Annotated in this window: 18 protein-coding genes; 9 read left to right on the top strand and 9 right to left on the bottom strand. The window is 71.1% G+C overall.

Going from position 1 to position 17799, the window contains the following annotated elements; genetic code table 11:
- Positions 1–166: 166 nt before the first annotated feature.
- The 3 genes from GA0070604_RS03860 to otsB all read left to right on the top strand — a co-directional run bounded on the left by GA0070604_RS03860 (position 167) and on the right by otsB (position 2017).
- The gene (locus tag GA0070604_RS03860; RefSeq protein ID WP_091126886.1) at positions 167–607 is read left to right on the top strand and encodes an XRE family transcriptional regulator; all 441 of its coding nucleotides are present in this window, start codon (positions 167–169) and stop codon (positions 605–607) included.
- Positions 608–768: 161 nt separating this feature from the next.
- On the top strand, positions 769–1122 hold the full coding sequence (locus GA0070604_RS03855) for a hypothetical protein (RefSeq protein ID WP_091114248.1): 354 nt from the start codon (positions 769–771) through the stop codon (positions 1120–1122).
- 70 nt (positions 1123–1192) lie between these two features.
- Positions 1193–2017: a trehalose-phosphatase gene (gene otsB / locus GA0070604_RS03850; RefSeq protein WP_091114225.1), complete on the top strand. Its 825-nt coding sequence runs from the start codon at positions 1193–1195 to the stop codon at positions 2015–2017.
- 27 nt (positions 2018–2044) lie between these two features.
- Here the strand turns inward: otsB and GA0070604_RS03845 are convergent, their stop codons facing one another.
- The 3 genes from GA0070604_RS03845 to GA0070604_RS03835 form a co-directional block, all read right to left on the bottom strand.
- Positions 2045–2815: an isoprenyl transferase gene (locus GA0070604_RS03845; RefSeq protein WP_091114223.1), complete on the bottom strand. Its 771-nt coding sequence runs from the start codon at positions 2813–2815 to the stop codon at positions 2045–2047.
- Between the two features lie 31 nt (positions 2816–2846).
- Positions 2847–3980 (bottom strand): geranylgeranyl reductase family protein, encoded by a 1134-nt coding sequence (locus GA0070604_RS03840; protein WP_091114216.1) that lies wholly within the window; start codon positions 3978–3980, stop codon positions 2847–2849.
- A 135-nt stretch (positions 3981–4115) separates the two neighbouring features.
- A complete protein-coding gene (locus GA0070604_RS03835) occupies positions 4116–5957 on the bottom strand; it encodes a phosphoenolpyruvate carboxykinase (GTP) (RefSeq protein ID WP_091114212.1) in 1842 nt (613 codons plus the stop codon).
- A gap of 534 nt (positions 5958–6491) precedes the next feature.
- On the opposite strand from GA0070604_RS03835, the gene GA0070604_RS03830 reads away from it, so the two are divergent.
- Positions 6492–7028, top strand: coding sequence for a GtrA family protein (locus GA0070604_RS03830; RefSeq protein ID WP_091126885.1), 537 nt, complete (start codon positions 6492–6494; stop codon positions 7026–7028).
- A 63-nt stretch (positions 7029–7091) separates the two neighbouring features.
- On the top strand, positions 7092–7787 hold the full coding sequence (locus tag GA0070604_RS03825) for a GtrA family protein (RefSeq protein ID WP_091114210.1): 696 nt from the start codon (positions 7092–7094) through the stop codon (positions 7785–7787).
- A 102-nt stretch (positions 7788–7889) separates the two neighbouring features.
- On the opposite strand, the gene GA0070604_RS03820 is transcribed toward GA0070604_RS03825, so the two are convergent.
- A complete protein-coding gene (locus tag GA0070604_RS03820) occupies positions 7890–8462 on the bottom strand; it encodes a PH domain-containing protein (RefSeq protein WP_091114207.1) in 573 nt (190 codons plus the stop codon).
- 140 nt (positions 8463–8602) lie between these two features.
- Entirely contained in the window at positions 8603–9478 is an 876-nt protein-coding gene (locus GA0070604_RS03815) for a biotin--[acetyl-CoA-carboxylase] ligase (RefSeq protein ID WP_091114203.1), read from the bottom strand.
- 96 nt (positions 9479–9574) lie between these two features.
- Here GA0070604_RS03815 and GA0070604_RS03810 point away from each other — a divergent pair, with 96 nt between their 5' ends.
- Entirely contained in the window at positions 9575–11158 is a 1584-nt protein-coding gene (locus GA0070604_RS03810) for an acyl-CoA carboxylase subunit beta (RefSeq protein WP_091114199.1), read from the top strand.
- A 105-nt stretch (positions 11159–11263) separates the two neighbouring features.
- On the opposite strand, the gene GA0070604_RS03805 is transcribed toward GA0070604_RS03810, so the two are convergent.
- From GA0070604_RS03805 to GA0070604_RS03795, 3 genes are all read right to left on the bottom strand, one after another.
- A complete protein-coding gene (locus GA0070604_RS03805; RefSeq protein WP_091114196.1) occupies positions 11264–12142 on the bottom strand; it encodes a hypothetical protein in 879 nt (292 codons plus the stop codon).
- A complete protein-coding gene (locus GA0070604_RS03800) occupies positions 12135–12635 on the bottom strand; it encodes a SigE family RNA polymerase sigma factor (protein WP_091114194.1) in 501 nt (166 codons plus the stop codon). Before GA0070604_RS03800 ends, GA0070604_RS03805 begins: the two co-directional genes overlap by 8 nt.
- A 178-nt stretch (positions 12636–12813) precedes the next feature.
- Complete coding sequence (locus GA0070604_RS03795) at positions 12814–13557, bottom strand: M50 family metallopeptidase (RefSeq protein ID WP_091114190.1); 744 nt, start codon at positions 13555–13557, stop codon at positions 12814–12816.
- 162 nt (positions 13558–13719) lie between these two features.
- On the opposite strand from GA0070604_RS03795, the gene GA0070604_RS03790 reads away from it, so the two are divergent.
- The gene (locus GA0070604_RS03790; RefSeq protein WP_091114186.1) at positions 13720–14475 is read left to right on the top strand and encodes a GH25 family lysozyme; all 756 of its coding nucleotides are present in this window, start codon (positions 13720–13722) and stop codon (positions 14473–14475) included.
- 93 nt (positions 14476–14568) lie between these two features.
- On the opposite strand, the gene GA0070604_RS03785 is transcribed toward GA0070604_RS03790, so the two are convergent.
- Positions 14569–16602 (bottom strand): serine/threonine-protein kinase, encoded by a 2034-nt coding sequence (locus GA0070604_RS03785; protein ID WP_091114183.1) that lies wholly within the window; start codon positions 16600–16602, stop codon positions 14569–14571.
- Between the two features lie 92 nt (positions 16603–16694).
- On the opposite strand from GA0070604_RS03785, the gene GA0070604_RS03780 reads away from it, so the two are divergent.
- Together GA0070604_RS03780 and GA0070604_RS03775 are read left to right on the top strand one after the other, a co-directional pair.
- The gene (locus GA0070604_RS03780; protein ID WP_091114178.1) at positions 16695–16907 is read left to right on the top strand and encodes an acyl-CoA carboxylase subunit epsilon; all 213 of its coding nucleotides are present in this window, start codon (positions 16695–16697) and stop codon (positions 16905–16907) included.
- Between the two features lie 107 nt (positions 16908–17014).
- A complete protein-coding gene (locus GA0070604_RS03775; RefSeq protein WP_091114174.1) occupies positions 17015–17467 on the top strand; it encodes a hypothetical protein in 453 nt (150 codons plus the stop codon).
- Positions 17468–17799: the final 332 nt, after the last annotated feature.

The raw sequence follows: 17799 nt of genomic DNA, 5'->3' as shown, positions 1-17799 counted from the left end.
TTTTCGTCCGCTTACCGCCGTCCTCGCGTCCATCTATCCTGACCGGGTGACACCCCTCAGGAACAGCACCGAATCGTTTACCGGAAATCCGAGGAATCCGTCACGTCAGCGTGACAGCAGCGTGCCGGGGCACCCCGGTACGGCCGGCCGCCCGTACGGTCACGGGGTGACCGAGACCGCCAACGCACGGAAGATCGCCTTCGCCACCTTCGTCCGCCGCGCGCTGGCCGACGCCCGCACCATGCGGGCCTGGAGCGGCACCGAGGTCTCCCGACGCACCGGCGTCTCCCGCCAGACCATCAACCGCTGGGTACGCGGCGACTGGGCCAGCGATCCCGAGGCGGAGCGGGTGGTCGCCTTCTGCGAGGGCCTGGGCCTCAACCCGGCCGCGGCGTTCACCGCCCTGGGCTGGGACCGGGCCACCGCCCCGCGTACCGCCGCGCCCACCCCGCCGATGGACCCGGACGTCGAGGCGTTGCTGCGTCGACTGGTGGATCCGAGCGTCTCGGACGCGGAGAAGTTCCACATCCGGGAGACCATCCGATATCTCGCTTATCGACCGACTCTTCCAGGAGATATCGGAAATAGCGGTAAAGAGGCCGGCTAGTTCCTCAGATGGCGAAAGAACGGAAGGGAAGACCCGATCGTTTCGCTCCGGGGGCGGAACGGGCACGCTAGCGTCCGTATTCGTACTGCTCGGGCTCGTCGTCGGCGGGGGGACGGAACAAGCCGAACCCGGCCCTGCGGGACAGAAGGAGGGGTCTGTCCATGACCCTGAAATGGTGGGCAGTCGTGGTCGCGGTGGTGTCGGGGACATCGTGCGTGACCGGCAACGTGGTGGTCGGCGTGCTGAACGGCGGGGAGCTTCCCCTGGTCGTCAACCTCTTCAGCCTCACCACGGCCGGCACCGCGGTGGTCCTCGCCGTCGTCGCCGAACTGCACGACCGGCTCAACGACCGGGTCAGCGCGCTCACCGAGTTCCTGGTGGCGCGGCTCAACGAGATCGAGGCGCACACCGGCGACCGGAACGCCGGCTTCGTAGAGGGTTACCTGCTCAGCCACGGTCCGGAGGCGGCCGTGGTGCCGTTCGGTCGGCGGGGCCGGGGAGCCGCCGAACGCTGAACCCGCGCCGCGCCCGCACGTCACGTCTCGAACACGAATACGCCCTCGTGTCCGGGGTACGCTGACGCGCGTGCCGCCGTTGAATCTGGGCAAGCAGCAGCCGAAGACCCCGTTGGACGCCGAGCGCGCCTGGCGTGCCACCGCAGCCCGCGCCGCCGACGTGGTGCTCTTCTTCGACTTCGACGGCACCCTGGCGCCGGTCGGCGACGACCCCACCGCGGTCCGGCCCGCCCCGAAGGTGCTCACCGCGCTGGAGGCGCTCGCCCCACACGTACGCCGGATCGCCATCGTCTCCGCGCGCCCGGTGGAGTTCCTCCGCGACCGCCTCGGCGGCCTCGCCGGCATCGACCTGTACGGGCTCTACGGCCTGGAGCACAGCCACTCCGGCGGCGAGACCGTCACCGAGCCGGCCGCGCTGCCCTGGGTGCCCACCATGTCCGAGCTGGCCGAGCAGGCCCGGGCCGAGCTGCCGCCCGGCGCGCTGGTGGAGTTCAAGCGCCTCTCCGTCGCCCTGCACTGGCGGACCGCCCCGCAGCTCGGCGACCTGGTCCAGGAGTGGGGCCGGGCCCGCGCGGAGCGGCTGGGCCTGCGCTGCCAGGCCGGGCGGATGGTGCTGGAGCTGAAGCCCCCGGTCGACCGGGACAAGGGCATGGTCATCGACGAGGTGGTACGGGACGCCGGCGGCGCCTGGTACTTCGGCGACGACGTCTCCGACATCAAGGCCTTCGCCGCGGTGCGCGCCCGGGGGGCCGCCGACCCGGACTTCGTCGGCGTCTGTGTCGCCGTCGCCAACCCGGAGACCGGTCACGAGGTCGCCGACGCCGCCGACCTCACCCTCGACTCCCCCGCCGCCCTGGCCGACTTCCTGACCACCGCCCTCCCCCACCTCCGCTGACCCTCCTCGCTCGGCGGGGCGACGGGGTCAGGTGCCGAAACGCCGCTGGCGGGTGGCGTAGGAGCGGAGGGCGCGGAGGAAGTCGACCCGGCGGAAATCGGGCCAGTTGAGCTCACAGAAGTAGAACTCGGAGTGGGCGCTCTGCCAGAGCATGAAGCCGGAGAGGCGCTGCTCGCCGCTGGTCCGGATGATCAGATCCGGATCGGGCAGACCCTTCGTGTAGAGGTGCTCGGAGATGTGGTCGACATCGATCGTGTTGGCCAGCTCCTCGATGGTGCCGCCGTTCGCGGCGTGCTCCAGCAGCAGCGAGCGGACCGCGTCGGCGATCTCGCGCCGGCCCCCGTACCCGACGGCGATGTTGACCTGGGCGCCGCCGCTGCGGTCGCGGGTGCGCTCCTCGGCGGCCTTGAGCGCGACGGCATGGTGCGCGGGCAGCACGTCGAGGGCACCGACCATCCGCAGCCGCCACGGGTTGCCCGCCTCGGCCAGCTCGGTGGTGAGGTCCTCGATGATCTGGAGCAGCGGGTCCAGCTCGGCGGCCGGACGGGAGAGGTTGTCGGTGGAGAGCAGCCAGAGGGTCACGTGCCCGACACCGGCGGCGTCGCACCAGCGCAGCAGCTCCTTGATCCGCTCGGCGCCCATCCGGTGGCCGTCGTTGGGATCGACGAAGCCCATGTCCCGGGCCCATCTGCGGTTGCCGTCGCACATCACGCCGACGTGCCGGGGCACCGGCTTGCCGGCGAGCGTCGCCGTCAGCCGGCGCTCGTACACGGAGTAGAGGATTTTCCGCAGAGTCATCACCTTGCAGGGTAGCGACCCGCCTTGAAGATCAGTGTCGAGGTGGCTGATCCCGGCCGGCGAGACCGTAGCCGATCATGCCGAGGGTACGGGCGTCCAGGCGTCCGTCGCCCAGCCCCAGCTCAACCACGGTCCGGTAGACCCGGTCGTCCCGCCGGGCCGCGCGGACCGCCGCGTCCACCACCGCCCGCCGCCGGGCCAGCCACGCGGCGACGGAGCTGTGCCGCAGGTGCGTGCCGAGCCGCCGGCGGAGGGTGTCGGCGTACCGCCGGGCCGCCTGCTCCGGGGCACCGGCCGCCGCCGCGCCCGCCAGCGCTCCCGATCGCAGGGCGTAGAAGATGCCCTCGCCGGTGAACGGATTGATCAACGAGAGCGCGTCACCGGCCAGCACCACCCGCCCCCGCCCCGGCGCCGGCCGGTGCGTGGACAGCGGCAGGTGGTGGGCGCGCAGTTCGGTGACCCCGGCCGGGTCGGTGCCGGGCAGCAGGGCGGCCAGCCGGTCCAGCAGGTGCGCCCGGGTCAGCGGCTCGCCCCGCAGCACCTCCCCGTACCCGACGTTCGCCCGGCCGTCACCGATCGGGAACGACCAGGCGTACGCCGGCCAGCGCGGCGACGAGGTGACGATGACCTGTTCGGGCGGGCCGGGCGGGGCCGGGGCGTAACCGCGGATGGCGAGCGCGAGGTGACGGTCCGGGTTGACCGGGTGGCCCAGCGCCCGGCGGAGCACCGAGCCCGCGCCGTCCGCCCCCACCACCGCCCGGGCGGCCAGTTCCCCGTCCAATACCACCCGGTCGGCGCGCACCTCCACCCGGCGTACGGTGTGCCGGCGCAGCTCCGCGCCGGCCGCGACCGCCGCCGCCACCAGCCGGGCGTCGAACACCGTCCGGGGCACCGTGTACGCGGGCCGGGGCAGCGCCCGCGCCACCGTGCCGCCGCCGGGGCCGGAGAGGCGCAGCGCGGGCAGCGGAGCGTAACCGTCGACCGCGCCGGTCACGCCGAGCTCGGCGAGGACGTCCAGCGCGTGCGCGGCGATCCCGTCGCCGCAGGGCTTGTCCCGGGGGAAGTCGTACCGGTCCAGCAGCAGCACCCGGGCCCCGCCGCGCCGGGCGGCCAGCGCCGCGGCCGACCCTGCCGGCCCGGCCCCCACCACAACCACATCCCACACGCCCCCCACCCCCGCCCCATCCTCCCCCACCCACCCAACGGCGGGCAGGGTTGATCAAGAAGTTTGCGTCGCAATCCGGCGGGAAATTGACGCAAACTCCTTGATCAACAGGGTGGGAACGGGTGAAGGCTGGAGCTACTTCTGCGGCTCCACGTCGAGGCGGGCGCGGAGGGCGTCCAGCTCGGCCCAGAGAACGCCGGGGAGCTTGTCCCCGAACTTCTCGAACCACTCGGTGACCAGCGGCAGCTCCTTGCGCCACTCCTCCGGGTCGACCTTGAGGGCGATCCGGACGTCCTCCGGGGTCATGTCCAGGCCGTCGACGTCCAGCGCGTCCTGGGCCGGGACCATGCCGATCGGGGTCTCGACGGCCTCGGCACGGCCCTCGATCCGCTCGATGATCCACTTGAGTACCCGGGAGTTCTCGCCGAAGCCCGGCCAGAGGAAGCTGCCGTCCGGGTCCTTGCGGAACCAGTTGACGTAGTAGATCTTCGGCAGCTTGGACTCGTCGCCGTCGGCGCCCTTGCCCATCTCGATCCAGTGCCGGAAGTAGTCGCCGCCGTGGTATCCGATGAACGGCAGCATGGCCATCGGGTCACGGCGGACCACACCGACCGCACCGGACGCGGCGGCGGTGGTCTCCGAGGAGAGCGTGGCGCCCAGGTAGACCCCGTGCACCCAGTCGCGGGCCTCGGTGACCAGCGGGACGGTGTCCCGGCGCCGGCCGCCGAACAGGATCGCGTCGATCGGGACCCCGTTCGGGTCGTAGTAGTCGTCGGCCAGGATCGGGCACTGCGTGATCGGGGTGCAGAACCGGCTGTTCGCGTGCGACGAGAGCTGGTCGCTCTCCGGCGTCCAGTCGTTGCCCTTCCAGTCGATCAGGTGGGCCGGCGGCTCGCCCATGCCCTCCCACCAGATGTCGCCGTCGTCGGTGAGGGCCACGTTGGTGAAGATGGAGTTGCCCCGGTCCAGCGTCCGCATCGCGTTCGCGTTGGTCTTCCAGTCGGTGCCCGGCGCGACGCCGAAGAGACCGTACTCGGGGTTGATCGCGTAGAGGCGGCCGTCCGGGCCGAACCGCATCCAGGCGATGTCGTCACCGATGGTCTCGACCTTCCAGCCCGGGATGGTCGGCTCCAGCATGGCGAGGTTCGTCTTGCCGCAGGCCGACGGGAACGCGCCAGCGATGTGGTAGACCCGGCCCTCCGGCGAGGTGATCTTGAGGATCAGCATGTGCTCGGCGAGCCAGCCCTCGTCGCGCCCCATCACGCTGGCGATCCGCAGCGAGTAGCACTTCTTGCCGAGCAGCGAGTTGCCGCCGTAACCGGAGCCGAAGGACCAGATCTCCCGGGTCTCCGGGAAGTGCGAGATGTACTTCGTGTCGTTGCACGGCCAGGCCACGTCCTGCTGCCCGGGGGCGAGCGGGGCGCCGATCGAGTGCAGCGCGTGCACGAAGTCGGCGTCGTCACCCATCGCTGCCAGGATCTTCGACCCCATCCGGGTCATGATCCGCATCGAGGCGACCACGTACGGGCTGTCGGTGATCTCGACGCCGAACATGGGGTTCTTCGCCTCGACCGGGCCCATGCAGAACGGAATGACGTACATGGTGCGGCCCCGCATCGAACCCCGGTAGAGGTCCGTCATGACGCGCTTCATCTCGGCCGGGGCCATCCAGTTGTTGGTGGGGCCGGCGTCCGCCTCGTCCACGGAACAGATGAAGGTGCGCTCCTCGACCCGCGCGACGTCCGTCGGGTCCGTCCGCGAGTAGAACGAGTTGGGCTTCTTCTCGGGGTTCAGCCGAATCAGGGTGCCGTTCTCGACGAGTTCGTCGGTGAGGCGGCGCCACTCCTCATCGGACCCGTCCACCCAGACCACCCGGTCGGGGGTGGTCAGTTCCGCGACCTCACGTACCCAGGCGAGTAGTTTGGGGTGGGACGTCGGGGCCTGATCGATACCCCGAACAGTAGCCGGAGCAACCATGTCACATCTCCTTGTGGTCGACGCTGACCGATGTATGGGATGCACGAGTTCTGGCGAGCCATGGCGTCGCCTTCGTGGAAACCTGGGATTGGGCTCAGCGTAAACCGGGCTGCCTCGCGAGTCAGTGGGACTGGTTGTGAAGAACTGCACAAGGTACGGCCACGCTGCGGCATCACGATCTGATACCCGCTTTCGCGCGCAGTTTCACGCAAATCCTGTGGGAAACCTTCAGCCCCCGTCGGCGGCGCCACCCGGACCGGATGCGCCATGCACGGAAGGCCACCCGGATGTCGCGAACCGCGATTCCGTGATCCCGTCCACAATTTCGACCCGGCCGGTTACGCTGCGCTCACCGGCTCCGGAACGGCCACACCGCCGTCCGGAACGGACGGCGCGCACCGGAGGAGACGCCGTCATCGATACGCCGCACGGCGGGCCGTCCAGGGGCCGAGACGACCCCCGCGCCGGCCCCGCTCGCGGTTGCTACCGCCCCGGGATACGTCCAACCGGTACTCTCTGCGGGTGGCCGCGACGATGACCGGAGACCAACCGGGGGCTCCGCAGACCCGCCGGGGTCTGATCAGGGGTCTGCTCGACCGTTTCGGTCACCTCGTCCGTGAGCTGAGCAAGTTCGCTACGGTGGGCGGGCTCGCGTTCCTCCTCGACCTGGCGCTCTTCAACTACCTGGCCAGCGTGCAGCACGCGTCGCCGCTACTGGCGAAGACCATCTCCACGGTGGTCGCGGCCACCCTCGCCTTCCTCGGTAACCGGTTCTGGACCTGGCGGCACCGCCAGCGCTCGCACCCGGCCCGCGAGTACGCGCTGTTCTTCTTCTTCAACGGGGTTGGCCTGGGCATCGCCGTGGGCTGCCTCGCGCTGAGCCGCTACGGGCTGGGCGCCATCTGGCCCCGCGTGTTCCAGACAGCCCTCGCCGACAACGTGGCCAGCTTCGTCGTCGGCACCGGCCTCGGGACGCTGTTCCGCTTCTGGTCGTACCGGCGGTTCGTTTTCGTGGAAGCGGGAACTCCTCCCGCTCCGGGAACGAGCCACGAGCGAGAGTCCGAGGCGTGAGCCTCCACCCATCCCGTCCCCGCCGGGCCGAGCCGGCCCTGCCCGCTGCCTAAGGTGCTTCGCATGCCTGGAGTCCGTCTGCCCGAACGCTGGCAGAAGTTCATCCATGAGGCGCTGAAATTCGGCGTCGTCGGTGGCGTCAACACCGTCATCAATTACGCGGTGTTCAATGCGCTGGCACTCACCCTCTTTCGAGACGGCCAGCTCAAGGCGACCGTGATCGCGACCATCGTGGCGACGATCACGTCGTACCTCATGAATCGCCACTGGACGTACCGCGATCGACCGAAGTCGGCACTTCGTCGGGAATACACCCTGTTCTTCCTGTTCAACGCCACCGGCCTGGCCATCGAGGTGGGTGTCCTGGCCGCGGCGAAGTACGGCTTCGGCATCACCAGCCTGCTGGCACTGAACGGGGCGAAGACCGGCGGCGTCCTGCTGGCCACCGTGTTCCGCTTCTGGTCGTACCGGACGTTCGTCTTCCAGCCACCGCCCGAGCAGGTCGACGAGGCCTGGCACGCCATCCCGCGCGACGAATGGGACAACGTGGCCGAGATGGACCCGGTGGCGGAGTTGGCCGAGTCGGTCAGCGAGCTGGAGGAGACCGAGCCCCGGCCGGACGTACCGGCCGACTACGCCCCACAGCAGGGGCGTCCCGCCCAGGCGGACACCGGCCTGGGTCGTACCCTCGGCGCCGGCCTGAACCCGGAGCTGGCCACCGAGTTCCAGGGCGGCACCCGCCGCCTACCCCGCTCCTGACCGCGCGCCCCGCGGCGCGTCGGTCCGCCCGACATCCCTGATCAATGAGGTTTGTCGCCGCCTACGGGTGGCGACAAACCTCATTGATCGGAGCCCGAGGGTTCAGGCCGAGGGATCGCGCAGCGGCTTGCCGTCGCGCATGTCGGCGAGGATCTCACGCATCTCGCCGTCGCCCAGGCTGTGCTTGTCGTGGTGGGCCTCGACCAGCTCGTAGAGCCGGGTCTGCACCTTGTCGACGTGCGGGACGTCGTGGAGCACCGACTGCCCCCGCTCACCGGCCGACTCGATGGTGAGCGTGCCGCAACCGAGCAGCCGCTCGATGAAACGCTGGTGCATGGAGTGGTCGTTGATCCGGGTCAGCGGCAGGTCCCGCCGGTCACGGGAGAAGACCCCCTGCTGGAGCAGCACCCGCTCGTTGGTGAAGAGATAGTGCGTGGTACGCCAGACCAGGTACGGCCACAGGGTCAGCCAGAGCACCAGCGCCAGGCAGAGCGCGGCGATCACGTAGAGCGCGATCGTGCCGCCGCTGCCCTCGGGCAGCAGGATCCAGCCCGCGACCACCGCCGCGACGGCGAGCACCAGCACCAGGATCGGCCGGATCAGCGCCTTCCAGTGCGGGTGCAGGTGCAGCACGACGTGCTCGTCCTCGGTGAGCACGTCTTCGGGGAACGCCACGGAAACCTCCTCGCAGAACAGGACGCGCTGACCGTAACCGGTCGACGCTCGTAGCGGGGATCGGCCGCACGGAGGGGGCTGCCGCGTTGTTAACAGGGGTCCCCTGCTCTACCGCAGGCGTTAATCAGGGGCCCCTCCTTTCACCGCAGGTGGAGGACGTCGCCGGCGGCGAGGCGGAGTACGCCGGTTGGGCCGTCGACCAGGAGCTGACCGTCCGGGTCGACGCCGGTGGCGGTGCCGCGTACCTCGCGGCCGTCGGGGAGCAGAACCCGGACATCCCGGCCGACGGTGGCACAGGCGGACACGTACGCCTCCCGCAGGCCGCTGGCCACCGCGTCGCCGCCGGCCACGCGCCAGCGGTCGTACCAGTCGGCGAGCGAGCGGAGCAGGGCACGCAGCAGCGGGTCCCGGTCGGTGGCGGCGGCCCCAGCGAGCTGGAGCGAGGTGGCGGGCAGCCCGGTCGGGTTCGCTGGAAGTTCGTCGGCGCGCAGCGTGACGTTGAGGCCGATGCCGAGCACGATCGCGGGCGGCCCGGCCGGCGTGCCGCCCGGCACCGCCTCGGCCAGCACCCCGGCGCACTTGGCACCGTCGATCAGCAGGTCGTTGGGCCACTTCAGGCGGGCGTCCAGCTCGGCCAGCCGGGCCACCACCTCTACCAGCGCGACCCCGGCGAGCAGCGGCAGCCAGCCGTACCCCGCGGGTGGCACGGGCGACCAGCCGCGCTCCGCGACGGCCTCGCCGGGCCGGAGCAGGACACTGGTCGCGATGCCGGCCCGCGGCGGCGACTGCCAGACCCGGCCGCGCCGGCCCCGGCCGGTGGTCTGCCGCTCGGCGACCACCACCAGGCCCTCCGGCTCGCCGGCCGCGGCGGCCTCGACCACGTCGGCGTTGGTCGAGCCGGTCTCCGCGAGCAGTTCCAGGCGGCGCCACGGCCCGTGCGGGGCGACCAGCGCGCGCCGCAGCCGGGCCGCTGACAGCGGCGGGCGGTCCAGATCGGTGTACGGGGAGCCGGGCATCCCGCCAGCCTACGGCCCGGTCGGGTCGGGTCGCCGGGAAGCCCGTGAGGCGCACTGCACAACGGGGTCCGGCTGAACCGTCGTTATATTCCCTGGGTGACTACCGAGACCGGGATCAACATCCACACGACCGTCGGGAAGTTGGCGGACCTGGAACGCCGGGTCGACGAGGCGGTGCACGCCGGGTCGGCGCGTGCGGTCGAGAAGCAGCACGCCCGGGGGAAGAAGACCGCGCGGGAGCGGATCGAGATGCTGCTCGACGAGGGTTCGTTCGTCGAGTTGGACGAGTTCGCCCGGCACCGGTCCACGAACTTCGGCCTGGAGCGGACCCGCCCGTACGGTGATGGTGTGGTCACCGGCTACGGCACGGTCGACGGCCGGCAGGTGTGTGTCTTCGCGCAGGACTTCACGGTCTTCGGCGGATCTCTCGGTGAGGTGTTCGGCGAGAAGATCGTCAAGGTGATGGACCTGGCCATGAAGATCGGCTGTCCGGTCGTCGGCATCAACGACTCCGGCGGCGCCCGGATCCAGGAAGGCGTGGCCTCCCTCGGCCTCTACGGCGAGATCTTCTTCCGCAATGTACGGGCCAGCGGCGTCATCCCCCAGATCTCGCTGATCATGGGCCCGTGCGCCGGCGGCGCTGTCTACTCCCCGGCGGTCACCGATTTCACCGTGATGGTCGACCAGACCTCCCACATGTTCATCACCGGCCCCGACGTGATCAAAACCGTCACCGGTGAAGACGTCGGTATGGAGGAACTCGGTGGTGCCCGTACCCACAACACCCGTAGCGGCAACGCCCACTACCTCGCCAGCGACGAGCAGGACGCCATCGACTACGTCAAGACCCTGCTGTCCTACCTACCGTCGAACAACCTCGACGAACCCCCCGTGCACGACACCCCGGCCAGCCTGGACATCAGCGACACCGACCGGGAACTGGACACCCTGATCCCCGACTCGGCCAACCAGCCCTACGACATGCACCAGGTCATCGAACACGTCCTCGACGACGGTGACTTCCTTGAGGTCCAACCCCTCTACGCACAGAACATCATCGTCGGTCTCGGCCGTGTCGAAGGACGCCCCGTCGGCGTGGTCGCCAACCAGCCGATGCAGTTCGCCGGCACCCTCGACATCGCCGCCTCCGAGAAAGCCGCCCGCTTCGTCCGCACCTGCGACGCCTTCAACATCCCGGTGCTCACCTTCGTCGACGTGCCCGGCTTCCTACCCGGCACCGGTCAGGAATGGGACGGCATCATCCGCCGCGGCGCCAAACTCCTCTACGCCTACGCCGAAGCCACCGTCGCCAAGGTCACCGTCATCACCCGCAAGGCCTACGGTGGCGCCTACGACGTCATGGGCTCCAAACACCTCGGCGCCGACCTCAACTTCGCCTGGCCCACCGCACAGATCGCCGTCATGGGCGCGCAAGGCGCGGTCAACATCCTCTACCGCCAGGAACTCGCCAACGCCGAAGACCCCACCGCCACCCGCGCCGAAAAGATCGCCGAATACGAAGACACCCTCGCCAACCCCTACATCGCCGCCGAACGCGGCTACATCGACGCCGTCATCCCACCCCACCAAACCCGCACCCACATCACCCGCGCCCTACGCGTACTCCGCACCAAACGCGAAACCCTGCCCCCCAAGAAGCACGGCAACATCCCGCTCTGACGGTTCGTCCGCCTGATCCGCGTAACCCCGGGGAAGCTGGCCCCTCCCGACGCCGGGAGGCGGCGGCTTCCCTGAGGTTGCGTGGCGCCTGAGGGCCGAGGGCGGTCAGCAGCGGGAGTTCGCGGCGGGGCACATGCGTTCCGCCGCGACGGTGGCCAGGCGGCGCAGCTCGGGCTCGGTGCCGTCTCGACCGAGCTTGATCACCGAGACCAGGTCGCCGGCCCGGACGACCGCCGTGCTCGCGGGCGGCGACGGCGACCCGAACGCCTGACCGGTCTTCAGGTTCCGGGCCTGGCCGACCGTGTGCCGCAGCAGCACCGACTCGGTGCCGGCGAAGTTCCGGTCCACCACCTGCCAGCGGTGGATCACCTCGGCGTCGACCACCTCGCCCTGCCACTGGGTCGGCCCGCGGGACCGCCAGTTCTCGCAGGGCGCCAGCATCTTGTCGATCCCGGCGAAGAACCGTCTGCCCACCTCCGGCGCGACCCGGTAGACGTCCTCGGAGAGCACGAACTCGGCGGATGCGTTGTCGGCAACGGCGGAACGCGACCGCACCAGGGTCACCGAACGCGAGTAGCGCGACGACTCCCAACTCGCGGTGTGCCCCTGGCGCTTGTGGCACAGAAGCAGTTGGGCGTCGACCCGGACCGGCTCGTCCAGCCCCGCCTGGGTCAGCGCCTCGCTCTGCGTCCGCACGTCGGCCGGCCCGAGCAGCACGTCCAGCGGCACCTCGGCCAGTACCCGCTCGGACGGCGACGGTTCGGCCGTGGCCGCCACGGACGCCGGGGCCGTCGGCAGGCCGGGACGCGCGGCCACCGCGACGGCGGAGGCCGAGGTGACGGCGAGCACCGCCATGGCCGCCACCACCGCCGTACGCCGGCTGCGGCGCCGGGCCCGGGCCCGGATCTCGGCCGGCTCGGGCCAGCGGACGTCCCGCAGCTCCCGTTGCATCAGTTCGACGAACGCCAGGTCGTCGTCACGCATCGGTGGCCTCCTCCAGGTCCACGACCGCGAGCAGTCCGGCGAGCGCGGCGCGCCCCCGGGAGAGTCGCGCCTTCACCGTGCCGACCGGAGCCTCGGTCTCCCGGGCCACCTCGGCGACCGGCATGCCGAGCAGGTAGTAGAGCGCGAGGGCGGTGCGCTGCTCCTCGGGGAGCCGGCGCAGCGCGGCCACCACCTCGACCGTGTCGCTGTTGGGCGCGGGGGTCGTCTCCTCCGCCCCGTGCCGCAGGTACGCCCGAGCCCGGCTGCGCAGGCTGCGCCACCGACTCACCGCGATCCGGCTCGCCACCACCCGCACCCAGGCCTCCGGGTCGTCGTACCCGCGCACCGTCGACCAGCGCTGCCAGGCCCGGATGTACGCCTCCTGCACGGCGTCCTGGGCCTCGGCGAGATTGCCGGTGAGCGCGTAGACGAAGCCGAGCAGCCGCTGCCGGCTGCCCCGGTAGAACTCGTCGAACCCGTCGGCGTCCGACACCCTGCTACCTCCCCCGTCGCGGTCGCAGTGGATACGCCTGGCGCCGGGGGTGCGGTTGCCCGGTCGGCCGACCATTTTCTCCAGTTCGGCCAGGGAACCCCGTCGGCCGGGATCCGCTCGCCTGCCGGCCGACGGACAGCGATCCGGACCGCCGCGTTCGCCGGGCCGGCGCCGGCTGTCAGAGGGTGAGGCCCGCGTCGCTGAGGATCGGGCCGGCGAGCAGCAGCGCGCCGCCGACCAGGACGGCCAGGTTGACCAGGGCGAAGACGGCCACCCAGAACAGCGCCGGGAACGGGGTGAGCCGGGCGAGCTGGTCGGCGTCGGACTCGGGCATCCGGCCCCGGCTGCGTACCCGTTGCAGCTCGAACACCGGGCGTACGCCGCCGAAGAGCAGGAACCAGACCGACGTCCAGGCGAACGCCGCCTGCACCTGCGGCGACGCGTACCAGGAGACGGCGAGCACCACACCGCCGGTGACCAGCAGCGACAGCACACCGAACACGTTGCGGATCAGCACCAGCATGGCCAGCAGCAGCGCCACCGCGATCCAGAGCAGCAGGGTGATCCGGTTGCCGGCGAGCAGCCATCCCCCGGCGAGACCGATCAGCGATGGGGCGATGTACCCGGCGAGCAGGGTGAGGACCATTCCCGGCCCGGTGGGCCGCCCGGCGGAGAGGGTGAGCCCGGAGGTGTCCGAGTGCAGCCGGACGCCGCGCAGCTTCCGTCCGGTCAGCAACGCCGCCAGTGCGTGGCCGCCCTCGTGGGCGATGGTGACCGCGTTGCGGGCGACCCGCCAGGGCACCCGGGTGGCGACCACGGCCAGCGCGACTGCGGCGGTGATCAGCACCAGCAGCGGCGGCGGGGCGGGCTGCGCGCTCAGCAGCTTGTCCCAGAGGGTGGTGAGGCCGTCGATGAGGGGCATGGGCGGGCAGCCTACCGGCCCGAGCTGGCCCGCCCCGGCCGGCACTGGCCAGCCACCGAGGCAACGGTTCCCGTCTATGAAAAATTCTTCAGACACTCTTGCCGGAACGGGCACTTGTCTTCAATGATGGTCGTCAATTAGCTACCGTCCCAGGAGGCATCAATGGCTCGTACCAGAATCTCCCTGCGCCGGATGCTTACCGCCGGCCTCACCGTCGTCGCCACGGCAGCGGCGGCCCTCTTCGTCGGCGCCACGCCCGCCTCGGCCGCCACGGTCGCCGGCATCGACGTCTCCAACTGGCAGGGCAGCATCAACTGGACCAGTGTCCGCAACGCCGGCATCGAGTTCGCGTACATCAAGGCGACCGAGGGGACGACCTACAAGGACCCGTCCTTCAACACCAACTACCCCAACGCCTACTACGCCGGGGTGATCCGTGGCGCCTACCACTTCGCCCGGCCGAACCTGTCCGGCGGCGCCGCCCAGGCCGACTTCCTGGCCAGCAACGGTGGCGCCTGGTCGGCGGACAACCGCACCCTGCCCGCCGCGCTCGATTTGGAGGCGAACCCGTACAGCGGTGGTTACTGCTACGGCCTGAGCACCTCGGGAATGCGTACCTGGGTGAACGACTTCCTCAACCGGTACAAGGCCCGCACCGGCCGGTACGCGGTCATCTACACCACCACCAGCTGGTGGAACCAGTGCACCGGCAGTTGGACCGGCCCGTGGGCCAACAGCCCGCTGTGGATCGCCTGCTGGTGCGGTTCGGCCGGCACCCTGCCGGCCGGCGCGCCGGTCTGGAGCTTCTGGCAGTACACCAGCAGCGGCAGCGTCTCCGGGATCAGCGGCAACGTGGACCGGAACTACTGGAACGGTGACCGCAGCCGGCTGCTCGCGCTGGCCAACAACACCGCCTGACGGATCCCGAAAAACAGATCGGCGGCAGCGGGACAGCTGGTCCCGCTGCCGCCACCGTCGTCTCCGGCGCTCACCGACAGCAGGCCACGCGAATCACTGCCGCACCGGCACGAATCCGTCGGCGATGATTTTGAAGATGGGCTCGTTCGCCGCCCAGTCCTTCTCCGGGCAGTCCCAGCGGATCGCGTAACCCTTGTCGGGCGCCGTCACGAAACCCCGGTTTCGGACGTGAAGCTGCCGGCCACCCTCGGTGTAAATCCACTCCCAGTCAGCCGCCTCACGCCAGTAGTCCACCGAGACGATCTTGACGTGCTGGTATCCGGTGTAGTCCTTTTTCCGGCGCGCTTCCTGCTGGCGCCAGTCCGCCTCGGCGTCCTTGAGCGGCCGAGTGGTTTGGTCGATCAGCAGGGCGCGGCCTCGTCCGTCCTTGAATCTCACCCGCCAGTCCTCCGGACCAGATCCGAAGTGGCGGCGATAGTCCAGGCTGAACCCGGGCGGCACCGGCACCGAGAAACCAGTCTCGTCCTTGTACAGCTCCCAACCGGCCGGCAGGGCAGCACCCGATGCCAGGGTCTTCGACGGGGTCGGGCTTGGGGCGGCGCTGGTCGGGGCGGCCGACGTCGGCGGCGCGGCGCTGGTCGCGGACGGCGACGCGGAGGCGGCCGGGGTCGGAGCGCCCGGCTGCTCGGCGCCGTTGTCGTCGCCGCTGGTCAGCAGCGGCACGGCCACCGCGAGGCCGAGCACCAGGACCGCAGCCAGCGCGATGATCAGCAGGTTGCGCCGGTTGCGCTCCGGCTTCGTACCCGGAATGGCCGCGGCCCGTCCGGACGGCGGTGCCGGACTCACCGGCTCCGCCTGGGCGGATGCGCTCGGCGGGGCCGGCGGCTCCACCGGTGCCGCTGCCGGCGTGCTGTCGATCCGCGTCTCGTCGAGGGCGGGGTCGGATCCGTCCACCGCCGTTTCGACGTCGACGGGCTCCGGCGCGTCGAGCACCGGGGCGGCGTCGAGCTTCGTGGTCGGCTCGGCGGCCGGCGAGGCGAGCTTCGTGGTCGGCGGGTCGACGGCCGGCGGGGCCACCTTCGCGGTGGGCGTCGCGTCCAGGCTGTCGGGCACCTTGGCGGTCGCGTCGTCCGCCGTGCCGGCGGCGGCCGGGCCCTGGTCGGGCTTACGCGGAGCCGGGGTGGCCGGAGGCCGCCCGACGCGTTCGTCGGCCGGACGCGGCGCCGGCACCAGCGGTGGGCGCGGCTCACGCGGACCGTTCGGCCCCGGCCGGCGTACGCCGTCCAGCAGCGAGATGCTCCGCGCACGCCGCCCAGCGGCCTTACGGAGCAGGCGCTCCGCCACCTCGGCCGTGATCCGCTCGGCCGGATCCTTACGCAGCAGGCCCTGTAGGACCGGCTTGAGCGGCCCGGCGTTCTTCGGTGGCGGCAGCGGCTCGACGGCGAGTGCGGCCAGGGTGGCGATCGCCGACGGCCGGGCGTACGGAGACTTGCCCTCCACGGCGGCGTAGAGCGTCGCGCCCAGCGACCACAGGTCGGCCTCCGGCCCCGCCGTGCCGTCCCGGGCCCGCTCCGGCGCGATGTACGCGGGCGAGCCGAGCACCATGCCGGTACGGGTGACGTTCGGGTCGCCCGGGATGGTGGCCAGGCCGAAGTCGGTGAGCACCACCCGGCCGTCGTTGCCGATCAGCACGTTGCCCGGCTTCACGTCGCGGTGCATGATGCCGGCCTTGTGGGCGGCCTTCAGCGCGCCCAGCACCCCGAAACCGATCTGAACCGCCTTGGCCGGCGACACCGGCCCATCCTCGGCGAGGACGTCCTGCAACGACCTGGACGGCACGTACTCCATGACGATCCACGGATCGCCGTCGGTACGCAGCACGTCGAAGATGCGGACCACGTTGACGTTGTTCAGCCGGGCGATCGCCCGCGCTTCCCGCAGCGAGCGTTCCCGCATTTCGCGGCGCTCCTCCGGGGTGAGACTGGGCGGCGGGACCAGCTCCTTGATGGCCACGTCCCGGTGCAGCACCTCGTCACGTGCCTTCCACACGCGGCCCATGCCACCCTGACCGAGCGGCGAGATGAGCCGGTACCGGCCAGCGATAAGTTGGGGCAGCGCGTTCGACATCGCTGAAACCGTACCCGGCTGTTCCAACGGGCACATCGCCGGCACGCCACTGTGCGAGGAAGGTCAAGTTCTCGACGCGTACCCTGAAACTCATGTCTGCCGAAGAGCCGCTGTTCCGGATCGTCCGCGGGGTGCCCACCCCCGAGGAACTGGCCGCCCTGGTCGGCGCGATCGTTACGCGGACCCGACCGGCCGTGGCCACCGCGCCGGCCCCCGTATCGCGGTGGACGCGCAGCGCCCGTCCGGGGGGCGCGGCGCTCGTCGCCGGTCCCGGCGCGTGGCGCGCCTCCGGTCTGCCCCGCTGATACTGGGCACGACGGCTGCGCCCGGCCGTCGGCCGGGACTGCCAGGAACGCCGCCGAGCCGTTAACCTCACCCTGGGAAACCATGCGGTGACACAGAGGGAGGGCCGATGATCCCCGAGGAGGGCCGGCCGGCAGGCTGGCTACGAGGTTACGGCGGCATCGAGGCCGACATCCGACAGATGCGCGAGTTCGCCGATCGGCTCCAGGACGAGGTCACCCGCAACTACGCCCCGCACCTGTCGTACATCGCCGACGACATGAAGGCGCCGGTCCCCAACCCGGCCGACGCGTTCATCGAGCTGGTCCAGTTCCTCCAGGCCCACCACGAGACCCAGCAGGCCACCGTCCACACCGTATGGGACCTCGGCCCCGCCACCGGCCACCTCGCCGACGCCGCGGGCCGGATCGCCGATCAGTACGTGCACACCGACGCGTTCTCCGCCGCCCGGGTCGCCGACGTCGAGCGGGCCCTGGGCCGTTCCGGCATGGCCGGATCACGACCGCTCCCCGTGCTGTCCGATCCGACCTCGACGGTGGACGGGCCGGTGGTGCTGCCATGATCGAGCGGGGCCACGGCCGCACCTCGGGCCTCACCGACTGGCGGCTGATGAGCGTGCCCAGCATGTGGGCATGCCTGCAGGACCAGGAGACCACCGGGCAGTGGAAGCAGGTCGCCGGGTGGCGCAAGATCTGCGAACTCGCCCGGACGCACCTCAGCCGGCTCCAGGAATACCGCCGCGGCCTCGCCGAAGCCTGGCCGCCGGAGACCAATGCGGCCGCGCGGGCGTACCTCGCCGAGCTGGACCAGCTCATCGACAAGGCGCAACGCACCCACGACGCCGCCGCCACGAACCACGACGCGCTCGCGGCCGCCACGCGCGCCATCGCCAGC

The sequence above is a fragment of the Micromonospora eburnea genome (assembly GCF_900090225.1).
Classification (GTDB): domain Bacteria; phylum Actinomycetota; class Actinomycetes; order Mycobacteriales; family Micromonosporaceae; genus Micromonospora; species Micromonospora eburnea.
This window is presented reverse-complemented; position numbering and strand designations above follow the sequence as displayed.

Excerpts from the sequence above, each read along its gene's own strand:
- GA0070604_RS03845 (WP_091114223.1), bottom strand. The coding sequence starts at position 2,815 with ATGACTCTGCGGAAAATCCTCTACTCCGTGTACGAGCGCCGGCTGACG.
- GA0070604_RS03775 (WP_091114174.1), top strand. The coding sequence starts at position 17,015 with ATGATCCCCGAGGAGGGCCGGCCGGCAGGCTGGCTACGAGGTTACGGC.
- GA0070604_RS03785 (WP_091114183.1), bottom strand. The coding sequence starts at position 16,602 with ATGTCGAACGCGCTGCCCCAACTTATCGCTGGCCGGTACCGGCTCATC.
- GA0070604_RS03815 (WP_091114203.1), bottom strand. The coding sequence starts at position 9,478 with ATGCCCGGCTCCCCGTACACCGATCTGGACCGCCCGCCGCTGTCAGCG.
- GA0070604_RS03830 (WP_091126885.1), top strand. The coding sequence starts at position 6,492 with ATGACCGGAGACCAACCGGGGGCTCCGCAGACCCGCCGGGGTCTGATC.
- GA0070604_RS03825 (WP_091114210.1), top strand. The coding sequence starts at position 7,092 with ATGCCTGGAGTCCGTCTGCCCGAACGCTGGCAGAAGTTCATCCATGAG.
- GA0070604_RS03805 (WP_091114196.1), bottom strand. The coding sequence starts at position 12,142 with ATGCGTGACGACGACCTGGCGTTCGTCGAACTGATGCAACGGGAGCTG.
- GA0070604_RS03855 (WP_091114248.1), top strand. The coding sequence starts at position 769 with ATGACCCTGAAATGGTGGGCAGTCGTGGTCGCGGTGGTGTCGGGGACA.
- GA0070604_RS03795 (WP_091114190.1), bottom strand. The coding sequence starts at position 13,557 with ATGCCCCTCATCGACGGCCTCACCACCCTCTGGGACAAGCTGCTGAGC.
- GA0070604_RS03790 (WP_091114186.1), top strand. The coding sequence starts at position 13,720 with ATGGCTCGTACCAGAATCTCCCTGCGCCGGATGCTTACCGCCGGCCTC.
- GA0070604_RS03835 (WP_091114212.1), bottom strand. The coding sequence starts at position 5,957 with ATGGTTGCTCCGGCTACTGTTCGGGGTATCGATCAGGCCCCGACGTCC.
- GA0070604_RS03780 (WP_091114178.1), top strand. The coding sequence starts at position 16,695 with ATGTCTGCCGAAGAGCCGCTGTTCCGGATCGTCCGCGGGGTGCCCACC.